Origin of the sequence: Streptomyces sp. NPDC008092, from assembly GCF_042957285.1 — a bacterium.
Classification (GTDB): Bacteria; Actinomycetota; Actinomycetes; order Streptomycetales; family Streptomycetaceae; genus Streptomyces.
In genome coordinates this window covers 671,559-690,999 of sequence record NZ_JBIBHY010000005.1, presented here as the reverse complement: position 1 = coordinate 690,999, position 19,441 = coordinate 671,559, and the positions used below count along the sequence as shown (strand labels likewise).

The 19,441-nt window shown below is 71.6% G+C and carries 22 protein-coding genes; 18 read left to right on the top strand and 4 right to left on the bottom strand.

The features are described from left to right. Positions 1-166 precede the first annotated feature (166 nt). On the top strand, positions 167-1,198 hold the full coding sequence (locus ACFZB3_RS19595; RefSeq protein WP_391376868.1) for a substrate-binding domain-containing protein: 1,032 nt from the start codon (positions 167-169) through the stop codon (positions 1,196-1,198). Between the two features lie 21 nt (positions 1,199-1,219). On the opposite strand, the gene ACFZB3_RS19590 is transcribed toward ACFZB3_RS19595, so the two are convergent. Both ACFZB3_RS19590 and ACFZB3_RS19585 read right to left on the bottom strand, forming a co-directional pair. After that, on the bottom strand, positions 1,220-1,438 hold the full coding sequence (locus ACFZB3_RS19590; RefSeq protein ID WP_391376867.1) for a hypothetical protein: 219 nt from the start codon (positions 1,436-1,438) through the stop codon (positions 1,220-1,222). A 147-nt stretch (positions 1,439-1,585) separates the two neighbouring features. Beyond that, the gene (locus ACFZB3_RS19585; protein WP_391376866.1) at positions 1,586-1,954 is read right to left on the bottom strand and encodes a hypothetical protein; all 369 of its coding nucleotides are present in this window, start codon (positions 1,952-1,954) and stop codon (positions 1,586-1,588) included. 176 nt (positions 1,955-2,130) lie between these two features. Here ACFZB3_RS19585 and ACFZB3_RS19580 point away from each other — a divergent pair, with 176 nt between their 5' ends. Both ACFZB3_RS19580 and ACFZB3_RS19575 read left to right on the top strand, forming a co-directional pair. Next, on the top strand, positions 2,131-2,973 hold the full coding sequence (locus ACFZB3_RS19580; protein ID WP_391376865.1) for a Scr1 family TA system antitoxin-like transcriptional regulator: 843 nt from the start codon (positions 2,131-2,133) through the stop codon (positions 2,971-2,973). Continuing rightward, positions 2,955-3,242 carry a DUF397 domain-containing protein gene (locus tag ACFZB3_RS19575; protein ID WP_391376864.1) on the top strand — a complete coding sequence of 96 codons (288 nt, stop codon included), beginning with the start codon at positions 2,955-2,957 and terminating at the stop codon, positions 3,240-3,242. The genes ACFZB3_RS19580 and ACFZB3_RS19575 overlap by 19 nt, the downstream gene beginning before the upstream one ends. Positions 3,243-3,382: 140 nt before the next feature. On the opposite strand, the gene ACFZB3_RS19570 is transcribed toward ACFZB3_RS19575, so the two are convergent. Beyond that, on the bottom strand, positions 3,383-4,243 hold the full coding sequence (locus ACFZB3_RS19570) for a LysR substrate-binding domain-containing protein (protein ID WP_391376962.1): 861 nt from the start codon (positions 4,241-4,243) through the stop codon (positions 3,383-3,385). Positions 4,244-4,350: 107 nt separating this feature from the next. Here ACFZB3_RS19570 and ACFZB3_RS19565 point away from each other — a divergent pair, with 107 nt between their 5' ends. The 12 genes from ACFZB3_RS19565 to ACFZB3_RS19510 all read left to right on the top strand — a co-directional run bounded on the left by ACFZB3_RS19565 (position 4,351) and on the right by ACFZB3_RS19510 (position 15,635). After that, positions 4,351-4,824: a cupin domain-containing protein gene (locus tag ACFZB3_RS19565; protein WP_391376863.1), complete on the top strand. Its 474-nt coding sequence runs from the start codon at positions 4,351-4,353 to the stop codon at positions 4,822-4,824. Further along, positions 4,821-5,180: a DoxX family protein gene (locus ACFZB3_RS19560; protein WP_391376862.1), complete on the top strand. Its 360-nt coding sequence runs from the start codon at positions 4,821-4,823 to the stop codon at positions 5,178-5,180. The genes ACFZB3_RS19565 and ACFZB3_RS19560 overlap by 4 nt, the downstream gene beginning before the upstream one ends. A 98-nt stretch (positions 5,181-5,278) precedes the next feature. Then, complete coding sequence (locus ACFZB3_RS19555) at positions 5,279-6,049, top strand: hypothetical protein (RefSeq protein ID WP_391376861.1); 771 nt, start codon at positions 5,279-5,281, stop codon at positions 6,047-6,049. A 215-nt stretch (positions 6,050-6,264) separates the two neighbouring features. Then, positions 6,265-7,002 carry a hypothetical protein gene (locus tag ACFZB3_RS19550; protein WP_391376860.1) on the top strand — a complete coding sequence of 246 codons (738 nt, stop codon included), beginning with the start codon at positions 6,265-6,267 and terminating at the stop codon, positions 7,000-7,002. Next, the gene (locus ACFZB3_RS19545) at positions 6,999-8,033 is read left to right on the top strand and encodes a hypothetical protein (protein ID WP_391376859.1); all 1,035 of its coding nucleotides are present in this window, start codon (positions 6,999-7,001) and stop codon (positions 8,031-8,033) included. The genes ACFZB3_RS19550 and ACFZB3_RS19545 overlap by 4 nt, the downstream gene beginning before the upstream one ends. Positions 8,034-8,266: 233 nt before the next feature. After that, entirely contained in the window at positions 8,267-8,842 is a 576-nt protein-coding gene (locus tag ACFZB3_RS19540) for a heme-binding beta-barrel domain-containing protein (protein ID WP_391376858.1), read from the top strand. A gap of 329 nt (positions 8,843-9,171) precedes the next feature. Then, a complete protein-coding gene (locus tag ACFZB3_RS19535) occupies positions 9,172-9,831 on the top strand; it encodes a hypothetical protein (protein WP_391376857.1) in 660 nt (219 codons plus the stop codon). Positions 9,832-9,843: 12 nt separating this feature from the next. Then, complete coding sequence (locus ACFZB3_RS19530) at positions 9,844-11,457, top strand: N-6 DNA methylase (RefSeq protein ID WP_391376856.1); 1,614 nt, start codon at positions 9,844-9,846, stop codon at positions 11,455-11,457. Continuing rightward, on the top strand, positions 11,454-12,104 hold the full coding sequence (locus tag ACFZB3_RS19525) for a restriction endonuclease subunit S (RefSeq protein ID WP_391376855.1): 651 nt from the start codon (positions 11,454-11,456) through the stop codon (positions 12,102-12,104). The genes ACFZB3_RS19530 and ACFZB3_RS19525 overlap by 4 nt, the downstream gene beginning before the upstream one ends. A gap of 29 nt (positions 12,105-12,133) precedes the next feature. Next, positions 12,134-12,625, top strand: a complete 492-nt coding sequence (locus ACFZB3_RS19520) for a transcriptional repressor (RefSeq protein WP_391376854.1) — start codon at positions 12,134-12,136, stop codon at positions 12,623-12,625. 10 nt (positions 12,626-12,635) lie between these two features. Beyond that, positions 12,636-13,601: a YgfZ/GcvT domain-containing protein gene (locus ACFZB3_RS19515; RefSeq protein ID WP_391376853.1), complete on the top strand. Its 966-nt coding sequence runs from the start codon at positions 12,636-12,638 to the stop codon at positions 13,599-13,601. Positions 13,602-13,799: 198 nt separating this feature from the next. Then, positions 13,800-15,635: a helix-turn-helix domain-containing protein gene (locus ACFZB3_RS19510; protein ID WP_391376852.1), complete on the top strand. Its 1,836-nt coding sequence runs from the start codon at positions 13,800-13,802 to the stop codon at positions 15,633-15,635. Here the strand turns inward: ACFZB3_RS19510 and dtd are convergent. Further along, complete coding sequence (dtd, locus tag ACFZB3_RS19505; RefSeq protein ID WP_089102368.1) at positions 15,613-16,038, bottom strand: D-aminoacyl-tRNA deacylase; 426 nt, start codon at positions 16,036-16,038, stop codon at positions 15,613-15,615. The two genes, ACFZB3_RS19510 and dtd, sit on opposite strands and share 23 nt — an antisense overlap. Before the next feature lie 158 nt (positions 16,039-16,196). Between dtd and ACFZB3_RS19500 the strand changes: the two genes are divergently transcribed. From ACFZB3_RS19500 to ACFZB3_RS19490, 3 genes are all read left to right on the top strand, one after another. Further along, on the top strand, positions 16,197-16,790 hold the full coding sequence (locus tag ACFZB3_RS19500) for an aerial mycelium formation protein (RefSeq protein ID WP_391376851.1): 594 nt from the start codon (positions 16,197-16,199) through the stop codon (positions 16,788-16,790). Between the two features lie 111 nt (positions 16,791-16,901). Beyond that, on the top strand, positions 16,902-18,146 hold the full coding sequence (locus ACFZB3_RS19495) for a GNAT family N-acetyltransferase (protein WP_391376850.1): 1,245 nt from the start codon (positions 16,902-16,904) through the stop codon (positions 18,144-18,146). Between the two features lie 363 nt (positions 18,147-18,509). Continuing rightward, positions 18,510-19,430 (top strand): GntR family transcriptional regulator, encoded by a 921-nt coding sequence (locus ACFZB3_RS19490; RefSeq protein WP_391376849.1) that lies wholly within the window; start codon positions 18,510-18,512, stop codon positions 19,428-19,430. The last annotated feature ends 11 nt before the right edge of the window (positions 19,431-19,441 follow it).

The window sequence follows — 19,441 nt, the reverse complement described above, 5'->3', positions numbered from 1 at the left end:
ATTCGTTCTCTAGAACGTTCTAGATGGCTGCTGCCGTCAGTACGCCAGCCCGCGACGCCTATGTCAAGACATGGGAACTAGAACGTTGCAGTGGCCCTGAGCTGAGGCTTCCGCCTCGTCTACGATCGCCCTCGGGCTGTCAGCGCACACGACCAGGGAGGCTGCCGTGCCACCGACCCCCGCGGTTCCCGACGGCCGTCGGCCGACCCTCGCCGACGTCGCCGCCCGCGCCGGCGTCTCCACGGCGCTGGTGTCGATCGTGATGCGCGGCGCGAAGGGCGCGAGCACCGCGACCCGCGAACGCGTCCTGGCGGCCGCGCAGGAGATCGGCTACCGCCCCGACTCCCGTGCCCGCCTGCTCCGCAGCAGCCGCAGCCGGCTCATCGGCGTGCAGTTCGAGATCCAGGAACCCTTCCACACCGACCTGGTGGAGCGCCTCTACTCCGCGGCCGAGGCCGCCGGCTACCAACTCGCCCTCAGCGCGGTCGCGGCCAGCCGCAGTGAGCGCCAGGCCGTCGAGTCCCTGCTCGGCGACCGCTGCGAGGCGCTGATCCTGGTGGGCCCCCAGGCCCCGCCCGCCCGCCTCGCCGAACTCGCCGCGCTGCTGCCCGTCGCCTCCGTGGCCCGCCGCCTGCGCCCTGCCGTCCCCGGCGTCCAGGTGGTCCGCACCGACGACGCCGAGGGCGCCCGCCAGGCCGTCGACCACCTCGTGGCCCTCGGCCACCGCGACATCCTCCACGTCGACGGCGGCCGGGCGCCGGGCGCGGCCGAGCGCCGGCGCGGCTACCGCACCGCGATGACCGGTCACGGTCTGGCCGACCGCGTCCGCATCCTGCCCGGCGGCCTCACCGAGCAGGACGGCGCGGCGGCCGCCCGCACCGTCGTCGACGCCGCCCCGTGGCCCACCGCCGTCCTCGCCTTCAACGACGCCTGCGCCACCGGCCTGCTCGGCGCGCTCTTCCGCGCGGGCGTCACGGTCCCCGGCGAGATCTCCGTGGTCGGCTTCGACGACAGCCGCCCGGCCCGCCTGCCGCACATCGACCTCACGACGGTCGCCCAGGACATCCCGCGTATCGCCGCCCTCGTCGTCGCGGCGCTGACGGCCCGCCTGGAGGGCGGCGTGCCTCCGCGGCGCGAGGACGTGGTCGCGCCACGGCTGGTGGTCCGCGGCACCACGGCGCACCGTGAGGACTTCTGAGGAAGTGCGCCGGGGCGGGCGTCAGGCGCGTGACGTCTCGATCGGTTCGAGGAGGTTGCCCTCCGGGTCGGCGACGTACGCGTACCGCATGCCCGCGCTGATACCGGCCGCGGGGGGCGACACCGGGTCGCGCCGGCCGGCGACGAACTGACCGGTCTCCTGCTGCCCGTCGCCCGCCGGCTGGCCCCGGACCCGGACGACGCGTTCGACCTGCTGCTCCGCGTCGCCGGCGCGGCACACGGCCGCGCCGTCTTCCTCCGGCAGGGCCTGTTCGGCGTCGGCGGCGGGGCCCTCACGGACACGGAGGAGAAGGCGGCCCGCACGGCCCGGGAGATCGCGCGGGGCTGAGCACCGCGACGTACGGCACGTACCGGAAGGCGCGGCGCGTCACGGGTGTTCCGACCGCTGGTGCTGGCGGAGCAGCACGTTCGCGTCGGTGGCCGCACTGTGGTCGTGGGTGGCGCGGGCGGTCTCCCGGCGGCCGTCGAGATGCGTGCACTCGGCGCAGCCGGGCACGGGCCGCGGCGGGCGGCTGAGGTCCTCGGGATCCGGCGGCACGGCCCAGGTGCGGTCGTTCGCCGCCCGCACCCCGGCACTGAGCCGCTCCCTGTCGGTGGCGGGCCGCAGCGTCGAGGGATGGGCCTGCCACTCCCTCCCTCCCCCCACGGGACGCAGCATCGCGTACGGCCCCGACTGGTCCCGGTACTCGCCGACCTGGTCGGTGGCGGTGTCGTAGAGCAGGGTTCCGGGCTCCATGGCATTCGCTCCTTTTGTCCAACATCTATACGAAATGCGAGAGTTGGACTACTCTGCGTGTCGAGGCTGCTACGAGGATGGCCGCGGGGTGGGGTCGGCACGCCGAGAAGGAGCGGTTCTTCCCCGTCTGGCGGCGCTAATTCCACAAATTCCATGGGGGATCAGGGAGGGGTGCGGTGCCGCAGAGGCGGGTGGTGACGGGGCGGAGCCAGGAGCCCAGGCAGCGGTTCGCGGAGGAGCTGCGGTTGCTGAGGGCGGAGAAGGGGGTGAGCTTAAGGGAGCTGGCCGAGGAACTGGGCTGGGACGCGTCCAACTTCGGGAAGATGGAGAGCGGGCGGACGCTGGGGAGCCCGGAGGTGGTCGAGGCGCTGGATCAGTTCTATGGGACGCCTGGGTTGTTGCTTGCCTTGTGGGAGTTGGCGGTTGGGGATCCGTCGCAGTTCAAGGAGCAGTACCGGCGGTACATGGTGCTGGAGGCCGAGGCGGTGAGCCTGTGGCAGTACTCCGTGAGTAGGCCTCCTGGATTGCTTCAGACGGTTGAGTACGTGCGCGAGGCGCTCGCGGCTGGTGGCTTGAAGGATGAAGAGCTGGACCAGCAGATCGATGCGCGTATCGGTCGACGGACCGTGCTGGAGGGCGTGGATGCGCCGCCGTTTCGCGTCATTCTTTTCGAGGCGGCGCTGCGCAATTCACTGCGCGATGCTCAAGATTGGCGCACACAGCTGGAGTATCTGGTGGAGGCTGCCGAGCGCCCCAACGTCACTCTCCATGTGCTGCCGTTCGGCACTGGGCTGCATGGGTTGGACAGCACCGACACGATGTTCCTGCGGCTGCTGGACGGCCGCACTGTCGCCTACGCCGAAAACGACGTGCGGGGCGAACTCATCGAGGAATCAAGCAAGGTTGAGCGCCTGCACCGCACATATGATGACGTACGTGACCGGGCCCTGCCCCCTGCCGAGTCGCGGACGTTCATCTTGCGAGTGTTGGAGGAAGTGCCGTGCGAGCCATCGACCTGAGCAATGCGACGTGGCGTAAGAGCAGCTACAGCAATTCCGACGGCGGCAACTGCATCGAAGTCTCCGACGACCTCCTCCGTACCGCCTCCTGGCGCAAGAGCAGCTACAGCAACCAGGACGGCGGCAACTGCATCGAAGTAGCCGCCGGTCTCCCCTCCCTCGTCCCCGTCCGTGACAGCAAGGCCCCCTCGCGTGGAGCGCTCCTCTTCGAAGCCTCCGCCTGGGGGGCCTTCGTGGACGGGGTCAGGCAGGGGCCCCTGGCCGGCTGAACGAGCGCAGTCGCTCGGTGATGCCGTAGGAGTCGACGTTCAGTTCCACGATCAGGCCGCCTGCCCGGTGTCCTTGGCGCGGGGTGGAAGTCCACCGAACTCGGCGTCGAACGCCTCCATGATCCCCGGTTCTCATTCGACTACCGCGCTCCGGTTCGATAAGCCCCCACCGCCACCTGCACGAACGACCGCAGCAGCGGATTCCCGTCCCCCTCCGCCCACGCCACCACCACCCGGCTCGGCGGCATGTCGGTGACGGGTACGACCGTGAGGCCGTCTCCCGGGTCGTGGCCGGCCAGGGTCATGCCCACCGTGCCGTTCCAGAGCACCGCCTGCCGGCATTCCTGGACGGCCCGCACGACCGGCCCCTCCCGTGCCTCCCCGCCGTTCCAGTACGACTGCCACAGCCGGTCCGTGCCCGCCGGGAACCGGAACCACCGCCGGTCGGCGAGGTCGGCCAGAGCCAGGCTCTCCCGGCCGGCCAGCGGATCGTCGGCACGGAGCAGCGCCCCCACCGGATCGTCCCGCAACTCCCGTACCACCAGCCCTGTCTCGTCGAACGGAGAGCGAGTGAGGGCGACGTCGACGGCACCGGCGTGCAACCCGCACGTGGGGTCCGTCAGGTCGGTCTCGCGGATGCGGATCTCGACGCCCGGGTGGCGTTCGCGGTACGCGCGGGCCAGCCGCCGTACGCCCGGATCCGTGCTGTCGCCCAGGAGTCCGACGGTGAGCACCCCGGTCCCCGCCGCCGTGGCGACCCGCACGCGCAGCCTGTCGGCCCGGTCGAGGAGATCGCGGGCCTCGTCCAGCAGGACCGCTCCCACCGGGGTCAGGGCGACCCCCGCCGGCGACCGCTCGAAGAGCCGCGCGCCGGTCTCGGTCTCCAGCGCCTTGATCGCACGGCTCAGCGGGGGCTGGCTCATGTGGAGCCGGGCGGCGGCCCGGCCGAAGTGGAGTTCCTCGGCGACCGCCACGAAATAGCGCAGCGTCCGCAGCTCGATCCGCTCCATCCGCTTCATACGCTCCATACAGCAACGATACCGATCGGGTATCGGGCTGCCGGAACAGGTCTTGGACAGCCGGACCGCCCCGGCCGTCGAATCGGGGCATGACGAATCACGACAGCACTCCCTCGGTGTCCGTCGTCGGCCCCGCCGACGGCGAGGTGCTGATGCTCGGCGCCACCCGCATGCGCGTCCTGGAGGACGGCCGTACCACCGGCCACCGCCTCGGCCTCGCCGAGTCCGTCCTCGCGCCGCACACCCCCGGCCCGCCGCAGCACCGGCACGCCCGGCACGACGAGGGGTTCTACGTCGTCTCCGGCTCGGTGCGCTTCACCGTCGGGGACGAGGAGCACGACGCCACGGCCGGGACGCTCGTCATGGTGCCGCCCGGCGCCCCGCACACGTTCGCCAACGTCACCGGCGAACCGGCCGTCATGCTCAGCACGTTCACGCCCGACCTGTACGTGCAGTACTTCCGGGACCTGCGGGACCAGTTCGCCACCGGCGAGGCGCCGGGCCCACGGGTGAGCGCCGAGATCATGAGCCGGTACGCCACCGAGCCGGCCACCGCCCGATGAGCGTCGCGTACTGGGTCGTGGCCGGGCTGCTCGCCCTCTTCTACCTCTACGGGGGCGGGCTGAAGGTCGTACGGAGCAGGGAGCGGCTGCTGCCGATGATGGCGTGGGTGGACGGCATGCCGATGGCGGCCGTGCGGGCGATCGGGAGCGTCGAGATCCTCGGCGCGGCCGGCCTCGTCCTCCCGCGTCTGACCGGCGTCGCGCCCTGGCTGGGCCCGGCCGCCGCCGTCGGGTTCGTCGTGCTCCAAGTCGGCGCGGTCAGGGTCCACCTGAGGATGGGGGACCGCCAAGTGGCCCTCAACCTGGCGCTCTTGCTCGCGGCGGGGGCGGCTGCCTGGCTCGCGACGGTGTCCTGATCGTAATTAATACTTGTACAACCCATTGAGTGAACCATGGGTCTCCTGTGGCGCGCGGGGCACGGAATCCGCGCTCCCGTAGTGCACAGGGGGACGAAATGGACGTACCAGAGACACCGCCGGAACCGCTTCCGGAGGCCTCGCCCGGACGTGGGCGCGGGGCGCGCCGTACCGTCGCGCTGATCGCCGCCGCCGCCGTGCTCGGCGTCGTGGCCGGCACCTGCGTCGGCTACCTCGTACAGGCCGACCGCGCGCCGACCGCGCTGCCGCCGCTCTCCCAGCCGTCGGTCGCGCAGGCGAAGGGCGCCGGTCCGGAGCCGCTGTCGGCCGCCGCGGACCGGAAGGTCAAGGTCGACGGCGACCTGCGCAAGCTGCTGCTGAAGAAGCCGGGCGGAGCGCGCAAGGGGCTGTACACGGTGGGTACCGACGGCTGGATGGACCTGACCGAGTACGCGGAGACGTTCGACAAGCCGGCCGGGGCCTTCCACAACCTGATCGCGGAGGACGATTTCCGGCGGGCGGCCGCCACCACCTGGCGGGAGGGCAGCACCTACGGCGTCGAGATCCGGCTGATCCAGTACCGCCAGGAGGAGACCGGCGGGACGGCCGAGGACGCGGCGGCCAACGCCTACTACTGGGCCGACTCGGCGGCCGAAAACACCGAGAGCTGGCCGATCCCCGGCACCGGTGACGGCATGGCGTACGTCCACCACAAGCCCGACAGCAAGCCCGGCTACTTGGACATGTACTCGGCCGAGGCACACGCCTGGCGCGGTGACATCGCCATGGAGATCTGGGTCTACGACACGAAGCCGATCCCGAAGGCGAAGATCATGGATCTGGCGAAGCGGCAGATGGAGCGGCTGTGAGCGAGCAATCCGTGAACCCCGAGCCCGCGGCGCCGGAAGCGGCCGTTTCCGAGCCGACGGTCCCTGAGCCGACGGTCCCTGAGCCGACGGTCCCTGAGCCGACGGCCTCTGAACCGACGGCCCCTGAGCCGACGGCCTCTGAACCGACGGTCCCTGAGCCGACGGCCCCTGAGCCGACGGTCCCCGAGCCGACGGTCCCCGAGGCCGTTTCCCCGGTGGCGCGGCCCCGGCGTCGTGTCGCCGTCTTCGCCGCCGTCGGCGTCCTCGTCGCGGCCGTCGTGGCGGGTGCCTCCTACACGGTCGTGACCGTGCGTTCCGCGGACCACGACCCCGGTGCTCCGCTCTGGAGCCTGCCCAAGGAGTCCAAGGGCGCGCCGGCCGCGGCGGAGACCGGGCTCCAGGGGATGCTGCTGCCGTACGACAAGGACCGGTACGGGCGTGGCCCGGACCTGGCCGGGTTCGGCTCGGACGTGCGGCTGACCGGCGCCCAGGCCACGGCGCTGCGCAAGGAGTCGATCCAGGACCTGCCGCGTTCGCAGCGCCAGGAGCTGGACCGGCAGATCGACAAGAACCCGGTCAAGGGCATGGTGATGCGCAGCTACGTGTACACCGCCGGGTCGGACGACGACGAGTACACGATGGACGTCCAGCTGGCCCAGATGGAGAACCGGGGCACGGTCCGCTCCATCGCCACCGCCGAGCGCGAGCTCTTCGACTCGCTGAACGTCTTCCGGAAGGGCCCGGAGATCGAGGGCTACAAGAACTCGACCTCGTGCTTCCTGCCGCCGACCGATTCGGACGAGAAGCTCGACACGATGCTCTGCTACGGCTACGTGGGGGACGTCCTGGTCACCGCCACGGCCACCGCGGCCAAGCCGCTGGACACGAAGAGCGCGGCGGCCATGCTGCACGCCCAGCTCGAACGGATCAAGGACCCGGGGGCGGCCGTATGACCACCGACGCGAACACGAACACGAACCCGACCGCGGACCCGGACCCGACCGCGGAGCTGGACCCGACCGCGGACCCGAACCCGACCGCGGAGCCGGACCCGACCGCGGACCCGAACCCGACCGCCACCCCGGACCCGGGCACCGCACCGGAGCCGCAGCCGCAGCCAGCGGAGACCGTCGGTGATCTCCCCGCGGCCCCGGCCCCGGCCCCGGCCCCGGTTCCGGACCTGGACCCGGTCCCGGCCGTCGTGCAGCCCGTGAAGAAGGACCGCCGGCTGCTGCGGGCCGGCCTCCGCTGGGTCGCCGCCGTCGCCGTCTTCGGCGTCGTCGGGACCGGCACGGCGTACGGCATCACGCGGCTCGACCGCACCGACGTACCCGGTCTCGCCACCCGGTCGGACGGCCGCTGGACGTACCCCGTCCTCGTGAAGCCCCCGCTGCCCTCCGGCAGCCCCGGTCCGCACGACGACGCCCGCAACCCGGCCGGCACCCACTACGCCGACCTGCGGAAACTGGTCCTTCCGGCGCCCAGGGGCGGGACGGCCGACGCGTCGCTCAAGGGCACGGACGGCTGGCTGCCGACGAAGGGCTTCCTCGCCGAGTTCGCCGACGCGGACGACCGCGACGAGCTGCGCCAGACGCTCGTCGACAACGGCCTGCGGCACATCACCGCCCGCGGCTGGACGACCCCCGACGGCACGCACACCCGGATCTACCTCCTCCAGTTCGACACGGCCGCCGTCGCGGAGGGGATCCTCAACGGGAAGCTCATGAGCCAGGCGGCGCCGGCCTACGCGCTGCGCGACGGCGACCAGTACGAACTCGACGGGAAGTTCCCGGACCCGGCCAGGATCGAGCACGTGCTGCTGGCGCCCTACACGGAGCTCAAGCCGTACGGCGCCCGGCAGGCCCGGCAGGCCTACCTGGCCGCCGGCGACACCGTCGGCGTGATCATCCAGTCCCGCAAGGGCGGCATGCCCGCCGTCCCCTTCGAGCAGACGGTGACCCTGCAGAGCGAGCTGCTGGACTGACCCCGCAGGGGGCGTACCTCGCCAAGAGCGCCGGGCCCGGGCCGCGTAAGCTGGGGCCCGGCTCTTGTACGTACGCCCGCCCTCGCTCAAGGAGCACCCGTGGAAGCCTTCTTCGAAACCCTGCTGGTCCTGGTCTGCGTCGGCGTCCTCGCCTTCGCCTGGCTGACCGTGAAGAAGCTGTACCAGGGCCAGCGCTGAACCGAGTCCGAGCCCGAGTCTAGGAACCACCACCCATGATCGAGATTCCGTCCGACCTGCACAGGGACCTGGTCCCGCTGGCCTTCCTGCTCGGCAGCTGGGCCGGCGCCGGTGTCCACGACTTCCCGGGTTCGGAGAAGTGCAACTTCGGCCAGGAGGTCACCTTCAGCCACGACGGACGGGACTTCCTGGAGTACCACTCCCACACCTGGGTGCTGGACCACGACGGGAACAAGGTCCGCCCGCTGGAGTCGGAGTCCGGCTTCTGGCGCATCGACGCCGACCGCAAGGTCGAGGTCACGATGGTCCGCGACGACGGCGTGATCGAGATCTGGTACGGCGAGATGGCCGACCAGAAGCCCCAGATCGACCTGGTCACCGACGCTGTCGCCCGGACCGCCGCCTCCGCCCCGTACACCGGGGGCAAGCGTCTCTACGGCTACGTCAAGAGCGACCTGATGTGGGTCGGCGAGAAGCAGACCCCCGAGGTGGAGCTGCGGCCCTACATGTCGGCGCACCTGAAGAAGGTCGTCACCCCGGAGGACGTCGAGCGCTGGGCCAAGGCTCTGCCCGACGACATGCCGGACGACGGCATCGCGTTCTTCAAGTAGCCGCCCGCTGCTTCCTCTCCAGGCCCTGCCGCGATCGTCGGTGGGGCCTTGTTTTCACTCCTGTGGTTAACAGTTCGACCTGCATGGCAATGCGCTTGAAGTCGAGTGGGCTGTGTGGCTACAGTGGCGATGTCTTCGCGGAGAGGGTGACCGGGACTCCGGGAATGCGCGGAGCCCCGGTCGCAACATGCCTGCGACCGGGGCTCCGGAGGCTGTGCTCTGGGTGGCTTGCGATGCGCAGAGGCGGGCCCAGAACATTCACCAAGCACGCTACCACTGTGCGTGCATGCACGCACAGTCCGTACTCGGCGGCACCGAGTGGGGGAATCATGACCAACCGTCTGCCCGAATGGATGGTGCGTGACCTGTCACTGCCTCGACTGAGGCAGTACATCCGTGCCGCCCACGGCGACGCTCGGGCCGCCGAACGGCTGTACTGGTGGAACGTCGAGGTCTCAGCAGCCCTGTTGGGCCCCCTCCACTGCCTGGAGCTGGCCCTGCGCAACGCCCTGCACAACGCGCTGGTGGGTCACCACGGCAGACGGGACTGGTGGGCGGTGGCGCCCTTGAACGAGCGGGGCCGGAGGCTGGTGGACGACGCCTGTCGCTCCTGCGAGCGCCGTCTGTCGCGTACAACGCCGGACGACATGGTGGCGGAGCTGTCTTTTGGTTTCTGGGTCTCGTTACTCAGTCACGGCTACGACAGGCACTTCTGGGTGCCCGTCATCCACTCGGCGTTCCCGCACTACCGAGGACGTCGCAACCGCCTATACCACGACCTGACCTCGCTGGTCCTGCTGCGCAACCGCGTCATGCACCATGAGCCGGTCCACCACCGGCACCTCGCCGCCGACCATGACACCGTCTACCGCGTGCTCGGCTACCTCAGCCCTGAACTCGTCAAGGAAGCGCAGACCATGGACCGGTTCCAAGCTGTGCTCGCCGGCCGGGCGGATGTCCTGGGCGGTGTCAGAGCGTCCCGGTTCTGAGAAGGAGACGCCATGACCGACCCCGAGTTCCCCGGTGTGCTCGTCTCCCGCCCCGACATCGCCCGCCTCGCGGGCGTGCAGCGCCCCGCCGTCACCAACTGGGAGCGACGGCACAGGGACTTTCCAGCGCCCGTGGACTCTGGTGCCGAGGTCGAGCGGTTTCGCGCCGACGAGGTGCTGGCCTGGCTGTCCGGCCGGGTCATTCCCGTCAACGCCCGGCGGTCGGGCGAGGCCGTGGGTACGACCTACGGCGACCGGTTTCGCACGGGGCTGGCCGGTACGAAGGGCGGCGGGTTCCTTCGGGCGGTCGAGCGGCTTGCGGGACCGGAGGCGGACCAGTTGCGCGGGCCCATGCCGCTGGACCGGTATCTCTTCTGGCTGCTGTATTTCGTCTCTACGCAGGTTGCGGAACCCGATGGCGGCCTGGAAAAGGCCGTGGACGGTTTCGAGTGGGCGATGCGGGAAGACGACCTTCCCGACAACATTGTTCCCCGCCACCTGCTGGCCGAACTCGCCGACATTCTCGGACGTGACGCCGCGGGCTCTGTGCGGGAGGGCCGAGCGGCGTTCGACCACGTACTGGTGCTCTGGCGCGCCGCCCAGGCACGCGAGGGCGGTGCGTTCTTCACCCCGCCATCCGTGAGTCGGGTCATGGCCGGGGCGCTGGCAGCCGTACGGCCAGGGGCGGTGAACGTACACGATCCGTACGGCCGCACCGGCGAATTGCTCGTGGCCTACCTGGGCGCCGTCGCCGCCAGTGGCGGCGCGCTGCCCCTGGCCGGCGGCCGGGTGCCGGAGTCGCAGGAGCGGCAGGTGGCACAGTGGAACCTTCGGGTGCATCACGGCCGTACCGAACGGCTCGGCGAAGGTCCGTTCACGCCTGCGCTCGACCCCTTCGTCGATCCTCCCGGCGCGTTCGACGTGCTGCTGACCAACCCACCCTTCGGTCGCCGCCTGGAGGAGATGCCCCCGCCGCCGTACTGGCTCTACGGTGCTGCTCGCCGGACCGAGTTCGACTGGCTCCAGTACGCCGTCTCGCGCCTCGCTCCCGAAGGCCGGGCCGCCGTGCTGATGCCGGCGGGGGCCGCCTTCAACGCGGGCGCCGCCGAGACCGTGCGGGCCGGGCTGGTCGAGGCCGGGGCCGTGGAATGCGTGATAGCGCTGCCCGCCGGACTCTTCACGCTCACTGCCGTCAAGACACAGATCTGGTTCCTGCGCGCTCCCGGCTCCCAGGCGTCGGCCGACTCCGAGGTGCTGTTCGTGGCCGGTGAGCATCTTGGACACCAGCTCACCCGAACCCAGTGGGCCCTGACCGACGACGAGATCGCGGGACTGGTGGGGGAGTACGTCACCTGGCACGGGGCCCGTGCGGCCGGGCGCTCCTTTGCGGGCACTCCCGGCCTGAGCCGAGCCGTGTCAGTGCCGCACATCGTGGACGAGGATCACAGCCTGAACCCCGTGAGGTATGTCCGGGCGCCCGGACACACCTCGGCTGCCGCTGCGGCGGGTCCGGCCGAGACCAGGGATCGGCTTGCGAGGCTGTCCGAGGAGATCGCAACCCTGCATATACGGGCTGAAGGGGCCGACGGCGAAGCGGCCCGGTGGCTCAGGAGGTACGGACTGTGACGACGACCGACGAGTTCGCGCCGCGCGGCTGGTCGCGCCGCTCCCTCCGGGAGCTGTGCGCTTCCATCCAGACCGGGCCGGGCCAGCGCTCCGAGGACAGGGGCCGTACCCGTGCGAACGGCGGGACCCCTCTCGTACTGCCGCGCGACCTGCGCGGCCGGCGGATCTTCACAGAGGAGGCCGCGGCCGTCCCCGCCGTCCCATGGGAGCGAGCGCGAACGCTGGTCAAGTACGAGCTGGCCGAAGGCGACATCCTCCTCACCCGTACCGGCACCGTGGGACGCTGCGCACTCGTCACAGGGGAACACGTGGGCTGGCTGTTCCATCCCAACCTGGTGCGGCTCAGGCTGCCCGAAGCGGGGCCCGTCACTGCCGCGTATCTCGTCGCCTGTCTCAGCGCGACAACCGCGCAGGACTGGATCAGGTCCCGGGCGGCCGGCGCGGTCATCCCGTCGCTGAGCATTCGCACCCTGGGCGAGCTGTCCGTACTCCTGCCGCCGGCCGCCGAGCAGGCCGCGATCGGGGCCACCCTCGCTGCCCTCGACGACAAGATCCAGGCCCACACCGAGATCGCCCGCGTGACCGGCGCCTACCGAGGCGTGCTCGTCGACGCCCTGATGAGCGGTGTTCTTTCGCCCGAGCCGTGACTCGGGCCGCCCAGCCCTAGACTTGGGGTGTGGTGAGCACCGACTGGAAGAGCGACCTCAGGCAGCGCGGCTACCGGCTGACGCCGCAGCGGCAACTCGTGCTCGAAGCCGTGGACACGCTGGAGCACGCGACCCCCGACGACATCCTCGGTGAGGTGAGGAAGACCGCGTCGGGGGTCAACATCTCGACGGTCTACCGGACCCTGGAGCTCCTGGAGGAGCTCGGGCTGGTCAGCCACGCCCATCTCGGGCACGGGGCGCCGACGTACCACCTCGCCGACCGGCACCACCACATCCACCTGGTCTGCCGCGACTGCGAGAACGTGATCGAGGCGGACGTGGCGGTGGCCGCGGAGTTCACCGCCAAGCTGCGGCGCGACTTCGGCTTCGAGACGGACATGAAACACTTCGCGATCTTCGGGCGCTGCAAGGACTGCACGCTGAAGAGAGCCAAGGCCGCATCCGCACCCGCATCTGCATCCGCAGCCGCGTCCGTCCAGAGTTCAATTACCGAGTCGTAGGCTTAGGCATATGAAGAGCCCCCTGCTGTCCCTGCCCGGCGCGGTGTCCGCCGAGGGCGTGGACGAAGGCGTCGCCGCACACTACGGCGACCTGTTCCGCGAGCAGCGCGCCCTCGCCGACGGCGCCGGTTTCGTCGACCTCTCCCATCGCGGGGTCGTCGCCGTCACCGGCGAGGACCGGCTGAGCTGGCTGCACCTGCTCCTCACCCAGCACGTCAGCGAGCTGCCCGTCGGCGAGGCCACCGAGGCGCTGGTCCTCTCCGCGCACGGTCACATCGAGCACGCGCTGTACCTGGTCGACGACGGCACCACCGTCTGGGCCCACGTCGAGCCGGGCACCCAGGAGGCGCTGATCGCCTACCTGGAGTCGATGAAGTTCTTCTACCGGGTGGAGGTCGCCGACCGGACGGACGATTTCGCCGTCGTCCACCTGCCGGCGGGTTCCATCGCCGAGGTGCCGGACGGCGTCGTCGTACGCGAGACGGCGTACGGCCGTGACCTCTTCCTGCCCCGCGCCGACCTGGAGGCGTACGCGGAGAAGGCGGGCCCGGCCGCCGGGCTGCTCGCCTACGAGGCGCTGCGCGTCGAGCACCACCGGCCCCGGCTCGGCTTCGAGACCGACCACCGGACCATCCCGCACGAGCTGGGCTGGATCGGCACCGCCGTCCACCTCCAGAAGGGCTGCTACCGCGGCCAGGAGACGGTGGCCCGGGTGCAGAACCTCGGCAAGCCGCCGCGCCGCCTGGTCTTCCTCCACCTGGACGGCAGCGACGTGCACCTGCCGCCGCACGGCACCGAGATCCGGGTGGCCGACGAGGGCGAGGACGGCCGGAAGATCGGCGTCGTCACGACGTCGGTACGCCACTTCGAACTGGGGCCGGTGGCCCTGGCGTTGGTCAAGCGCAACGTCCCGGTGGACGCCCGGCTGGTCGCGGGCGAGACGGCCGCGGCACAGGAAGTGATCGTCGAGCCGTAGCCCGCCGCGCGTTCCTTCTCCACAGGCTCCTTCTCCACAGGCTCTTTCTCCGCGCGTTCCTTCTCCACAAGCTGTGGATCTCCGGAAGCACGCTGCGCGACGTGCCGTTGCCAGTTCATAATTGGCAACGGGCGGCGACCACTTGGACACGTTGTGCACGTGTTCGACCCGATGCGCGCGGGCCCCGGGGGAGGCGCGGTGACACCGCAGGAGGAGTTCGCCGAGGCGCTGCGCGTCCGCCGGGAGGCCGCCGACCTCTCCCTCGCCGAGCTGGCCCGCCGGGTCCACTACAGCAAGAGCTACCTCAGCCGGGTGGAGAACGGCCTGCGGCCCCCGGGCCGGCTGCTGGCCGAGCGCTGCGACGCCGCCCTGCGGGCCGACGGCGCCCTGCTCGCCCTGCTGCCGCCCGGACCCGAACAGCACGAGCACGACAGACGCGACGAGGGACGGGACGAGGCCGCCCGGTCCCGGTCCGGCCGCGGGCCGCGGCGCCGCCCGGACCCCGACCCGCTGCCCGCCCCGGCCGCCCGGCCGAGCGGCTACGGCGCCGGGTTCGACCAGCACGTCCGGCGCGGCGACACCCGCCACCTCCTCGGGGAGATGTACGAGGCCGACCGGCACTACCAGGCCGCCTACGCGGCCGCCGGCGGCGACGAACTGGCCCGCGCGTACGCCGTCGTCCGCAGCGCCCGCCGCTGGTCGGACCCCGGGCAGGTCGACCGCGACCTGCTCTTCCGCATCGACGCCTGCCTGGCCGCACTGGCCGGCCGCGAGGACACCCGGGCGGTGGAGCTGCGGCTGCAGCTCACCGCCCACCGGGCCAAGAAGCTCGCCATGTCCATCGGCGACGACACCGCGGTCACCGGCGCCGAACCCCGCACCGGCGCCCGGCTGGCCCGCCAGGCACTCGCGGAGCTGCGCGAACGCGGCCGCCGGCCCCCCGGCACACCGGGCGACGACGTGGGCGACGAGGCCCGCTGCGAGGTCCTGACCGAGACCCGCTGGGCCCTGTACGACTTCGAGCCCGCCCGCAGCCTGCTCGCCCTCTCCACCGAACTCCGCGACCTCGCCGTCCGGTCCCGCTCGGCCTACTTCCAGGGCGAGGCCCTGGTCGCCCTCGCCATCGACCAGCTCCGCACCGGCCGGGTGCCCGCCGCCGAGGCGACCCTCAGCCGCCACCGCGAGTACGCGGCCCGGCACCGCAGCCGGCTCGCGCACTGGCAGCAGGGCACGCTGGACGCCCTGATGAGCCTGTGGCGCGGGGAGTTCGCCGCCGCCGAGGGGTGGATCCTCGGGGAGGCCGGGAAGGTCGCGGCGGCGATGGAGTCGGGGCTCGCCATGCCCGCGGACACCCTGAGCCAGACCGTCCTCGGCCAGGAGTTCTGGCTGCGCTACGAACAGGGCCGCCTGGCCGAGCTGTTCGCCTCCCCGCGGATGGCCGGTGTCCAGCGCCGCGGCTATTTCCCGGTGTGGCGGGCGGGGCTCGCCCTGGCCCTGTGCGAGACCGGACGGCACGAACAGGCCGCGGACCAGCTCCGGGCGTTCGCCGCCGACGCCGACGGCTTCACCCGGTTTCCGCCCAGCGGCTGGGCGCTGCCCACCGCGGCGACCCTCGCCCTGGTCTGCGCCGCGCTGGCCGAGCGCACGGACCGCCGTACCGAGCTGTCGGCGTACGTCCCGCCGCTGCGCGCCCTGCTGGACGCGCACGGCGACGAACTGGTCCTGGCCGGCTGGCCCACCGTGCTCCTCGGCCCCGCCGCCCGCTTCAGCGCCGTACTCGCCCTCGTCGCCGGCGAACCGGAGACCGCGCTCGGGCACCTCGCCCGGGCCGTACGGCCGGCGCAGCGCTACCCGGCGCAGATGGCCCGGCTCCGCCTCGACGAGGCCCGCGCCCGGCTCCGTACCGGCTCGCCCGGCGGCCGGGCCACCGCGCAGGCCCTGGCCCGGACCGCGCTCGGCACGGCGGAGGAACTCGGCATGGCGGCGCTGGCCCGGGACTGCCGGGAACTGCTCACATCTCCAGCAGGACGGTGAACGGGCCGTCGTTCGTCAGCGACACCCGCATCTGCGCCCCGAACCGCCCGGTCGCCACGGTCGCCCCCAGCGACCGCAGCTGCGCGACCACCTCGTCCACCAGCGGCTCCGCCACCTCGCCGGGCGCCGCCGCGTTCCAGGTCGGCCGCCGCCCCTTGCGCGCGTCGCCGTACAGCGTGAACTGACTGATCACGAGGAGCGGTGCGTCGATGTCGCTGCACGACTTCTCGTCCGCCAGCATCCGGACCGACCAGAGTTTCCGGGCGAGTTGGGCGGCCTTCTCCTTCGTGTCGTCGTGAGTCACGCCGACCAGCACGCACAGGCCCTCGCCCTCGATCGCGCCGACCGTCTCGCCGTCCACGACGACGCTCGCGCCGTCCACCCGCTGTACCACCGCTCGCATGCGCACCATCATGCCCGGTGCCCGAGTGGCCTCCACAGGGGGCCCATTATTGATCCTTAACGCCCCAACTAGGGCCGTTCGGGGGCACTCGGTCACATTGCGGCCACTTGGGGTGGCACCATGCTTCCACACGCCGGTCGAGGGGACGGTTGAGACGTATGAGCACACCGAGCACCGGGCGACTGAAGACGCAGGGCACGCAGAGCGTGCAGAGCCGGCCCCGGCCGCCCGCACAGCGCGGCGAGGACATCCCGCTGCCCGCGGAACCGCCGGAGCACGACCTGGCCCGCCTGAGCCTGCCCGAACTGCGCGTCCTGCGCCGGGACGCACAGCGCGACGAGGCCGACCTGAGCTACGTACGACGGCTGCTCCAGGGCCGTATCGACATCCTGCGCGCGGAACTGGCCCGCCGCTCCCCGGCGGGCGCGGCCGCCGTCGTGGACCGCCTCCCGGAGATCCTCACGGACGCCCCGGCCCGCCACCGCTCCTCGGCCCGCCACGTCACCCTGGGCACCCCGCACAACGAGGAGTACGGCAGGCTGGCGGCCGACATGCTGGCCGAGGTCGAACTCTCCGACCTCCGGGCCCGCACGGACACGGAGCTGAACTCGGCGATGGGCCGCCTGGTCCGCTACGAGCAGGAGGTGTCGCGGCGGCGGCAGCGCCTGCAGCGGACGGCCGACGATTCCAGCGGCGAGATCACCCGCAGGTACCGGGAGGGCGAAGCACAGGTCGACGATCTGCTGACGTAGGGCGCGGCGCCCCTGTTCTTCAGGGGCGCGGGGCACTGCGCGCTCAGCCCCCGCCCACCCGCACCCGAAAATCAATCGGCACCACCCCTGAAACACACCTACGGTGCTGTCATGACTGACGCCGTCGAAGTCCGCCCCATAACCGAACCCGAGCTCGCCGACTGGCACCGTGCCCTGTCCACCGGCTTCCTCCAGCGACCCACCCTCTCGGCCGACCAACTCGACGCCCGCCGAAGGCAGTTCGTACCGGGCAGACTCCTCGGCGCCTTCGACGGCTCCCGCTGCGTCGCGACGTTCCGCTCCTTCGACCAGGAGCTGACCGCGGTCGGCGGCGCGATCCTTGCCGCGGACGCCATCTCCAACGTCACCGTCACCGCCACCCACCGCCGCCGCGGCCTGCTCACCCGCATGATGAGCCAGGACCTGGCCGCGGCGAAGGAGCGCGGAGACGTGGTCGCGACCCTGATCGCCGCCGAGCACCGGATCTACGGCCGCTACGGCTTCGGCCCGGCGACCACGCTGACGGAGTGGACGATCGAGGTCCCGCGGGCCGGCCTGGACCCGCGCTGGGCGCGCCCCGAGGACGGTGGCCGCATCGACCTCGTCGACGGTGAGGATGTCCGCAAGTTCGGCCCCGACCTGCACGAACGTGTCCGCCGCAGCACCCCGGGCGCGGTCAGCCGCAGCGACCTGTGGTGGCAGTTGCGGACCGGCGTGGTCCGCTTCGACGAGGAGTGGAAGGAGCCCTACTTCGCGGTGTACCGCTCGGCGGCCGGCGAGGTGCAGGGCATGGCGGCGTACGACTCGGACGACAACTGGCAGGGCAAGCAGCCGTACAACACCGCCGACGTGCACTGGCTGCTTGGCGCGACCCCGGCGGCCGAGCGCGCGCTGTGGCACTACCTGTGCTCGATCGACTGGATCACCCGGGTGAAGACCGGCTGGCGGTCGCCGGACGACCTGCTGCCGCACTACCTGCCCGACCCGCGCGCCGCGCGGATCACCAACCAGGCCGACTGGCTGTGGGTGCGGATCCTGGACGTCGTACGGGCCCTGGAGGCGCGGACGTACGACAGGGCGGGGTCGCTGGTCCTGGAGGTGGCGGACCGGCAGGGCCTGGCCGGCGGCCGGTTCCGGCTGGACGCCTCCCCCGACGGCGCGTCCTGCACCCCGACCACCGACACCCCCGACCTCGCCCTCGACATCGCCGAACTGGCGAGCGTCTGGCTCGGTGACCAGTCCGTGGCGCGGTTGCACGCCCTCGGACGGGTCCAGGAAGAGCGAATGGGCGCCGCCCGGGAGGCCGACGCCCTGTTGCGCGCATCCGGGCGGCCTTGGTGCCCGGACATCTTCTGAGGCGCTCCTTCCTCCCGGGGACGGTGCCTGAATCACCTGTGTTCACTTGTGGCTGTGCTTGCCGTGCTGTGTTGCTCATCCGTAGCGAGCTGTGAAGTTGTGGCTGTGCGGGTCTGCCTGTGTTCGGTTGTCGGTGTTCAGTTGTGACTGTGCCGGTCGTGCTGGCCGCGCGCCCCGACGGCCGGCCCAGGTGGACCGGGCTCCCGGCTCCCCTCCGGAAGGGAACCCGGATGGCCAACCGTCGAGGAAGTATGACCATGTCGCTTGAGTTGGTGACCAACTCCACAGTACTTATCTCCACTTGGATGCGACTCATAACCACCTTCCCGTGAACTGCCGAAAGATGGCGGGAAGTTGTACTGTTTGTCCGTGGACCCGGAACACGCCTCCGTCAATGGACGGAAGAGGTCACAGCGGCCTCAGGCGTCACACCACGAGGTGGCCGACGAGCTGCGCACCCGGATCAGGTCCGGGGTGCTGCGGCCGGGCCAGCGCATGCCCACGCAGGCCAAACTGGCCGACGAGTTCGGTGTCGAGCGCGGGGCGGTGCGGCAGGCGCTGCGCATCCTGCAGTCGGAGCACCTGCTCACCAACGTGTCGAAGGGCGCTCCGGCGACGGTGGCCCCGGGGCCGGGCCCGGTACGGCTCGCCGTGGGCCCGGAGGCGCCGCCGCAGCCGACCATGGTGGCCCTCACCCCGCGCATAGAGGCGGCCTTCGCGGCCTCGCACGTGAGGATCGACGCGCTCTGCCTGACCTCGGTCTCGCTCAACCTCGCGCTCGGCGGGCCGCTGCGGCTCATCCACGCGGGGCGGCTGGAACCGGCCAAGATCGACGTCCGGGTGCTGCTGCCGAGCCGGAACATCGACCTCGCGTTCCCGACCGCGGTGGCCGCCGACGCCTCGGCCGAGGACGCGGTGCACGACCGCTGGCTGGCCCAGCGCAACGCCCAGGGCCAGGTGCTGCGGCACAACCTGCTGGCGCTGCGCGCCACGCACGGCATCGACGTGCACGTCACGTTCCGGGCGCTGCCCTTCACCCCGCCGGTCAAGCTGTACCTGCTCAACGGGGCGGAGGCGCTGTTCGCGTACTACACGCTGGGGCGCCACGAACGGGAGATCGACCACGAGCACCTGCAGACGTACGACGCCGAGGGCACGCGGTCGATGCTCTTCGCGTTCGAACAGGGCGCGGGGCTGCGGGACACCGCGTTCGTGGACCAGTCCACACGGTGGTTCGACGCCCTGTGGGAGACGATCAGTTCGGAGTTGCAGCTCACGGCCTAGTGCCTGCCGGG

Excerpts from the sequence above, each read along its gene's own strand:
- ACFZB3_RS19585 (WP_391376866.1), bottom strand. The coding sequence starts at position 1,954 with ATGGAGCCCGGAACCCTGCTCTACGACACCGCCACCGACCAGGTCGGC.
- ACFZB3_RS19565 (WP_391376863.1), top strand. The coding sequence starts at position 4,351 with ATGACGAATCACGACAGCACTCCCTCGGTGTCCGTCGTCGGCCCCGCC.
- ACFZB3_RS19560 (WP_391376862.1), top strand. The coding sequence starts at position 4,821 with ATGAGCGTCGCGTACTGGGTCGTGGCCGGGCTGCTCGCCCTCTTCTAC.
- ACFZB3_RS19555 (WP_391376861.1), top strand. The coding sequence starts at position 5,279 with ATGGACGTACCAGAGACACCGCCGGAACCGCTTCCGGAGGCCTCGCCC.
- ACFZB3_RS19545 (WP_391376859.1), top strand. The coding sequence starts at position 6,999 with ATGACCACCGACGCGAACACGAACACGAACCCGACCGCGGACCCGGAC.
- ACFZB3_RS19540 (WP_391376858.1), top strand. The coding sequence starts at position 8,267 with ATGATCGAGATTCCGTCCGACCTGCACAGGGACCTGGTCCCGCTGGCC.
- ACFZB3_RS19535 (WP_391376857.1), top strand. The coding sequence starts at position 9,172 with ATGACCAACCGTCTGCCCGAATGGATGGTGCGTGACCTGTCACTGCCT.
- ACFZB3_RS19530 (WP_391376856.1), top strand. The coding sequence starts at position 9,844 with ATGACCGACCCCGAGTTCCCCGGTGTGCTCGTCTCCCGCCCCGACATC.
- ACFZB3_RS19515 (WP_391376853.1), top strand. The coding sequence starts at position 12,636 with ATGAAGAGCCCCCTGCTGTCCCTGCCCGGCGCGGTGTCCGCCGAGGGC.
- dtd (WP_089102368.1), bottom strand. The coding sequence starts at position 16,038 with ATGCGAGCGGTGGTACAGCGGGTGGACGGCGCGAGCGTCGTCGTGGAC.
- ACFZB3_RS19500 (WP_391376851.1), top strand. The coding sequence starts at position 16,197 with ATGAGCACACCGAGCACCGGGCGACTGAAGACGCAGGGCACGCAGAGC.
- ACFZB3_RS19495 (WP_391376850.1), top strand. The coding sequence starts at position 16,902 with ATGACTGACGCCGTCGAAGTCCGCCCCATAACCGAACCCGAGCTCGCC.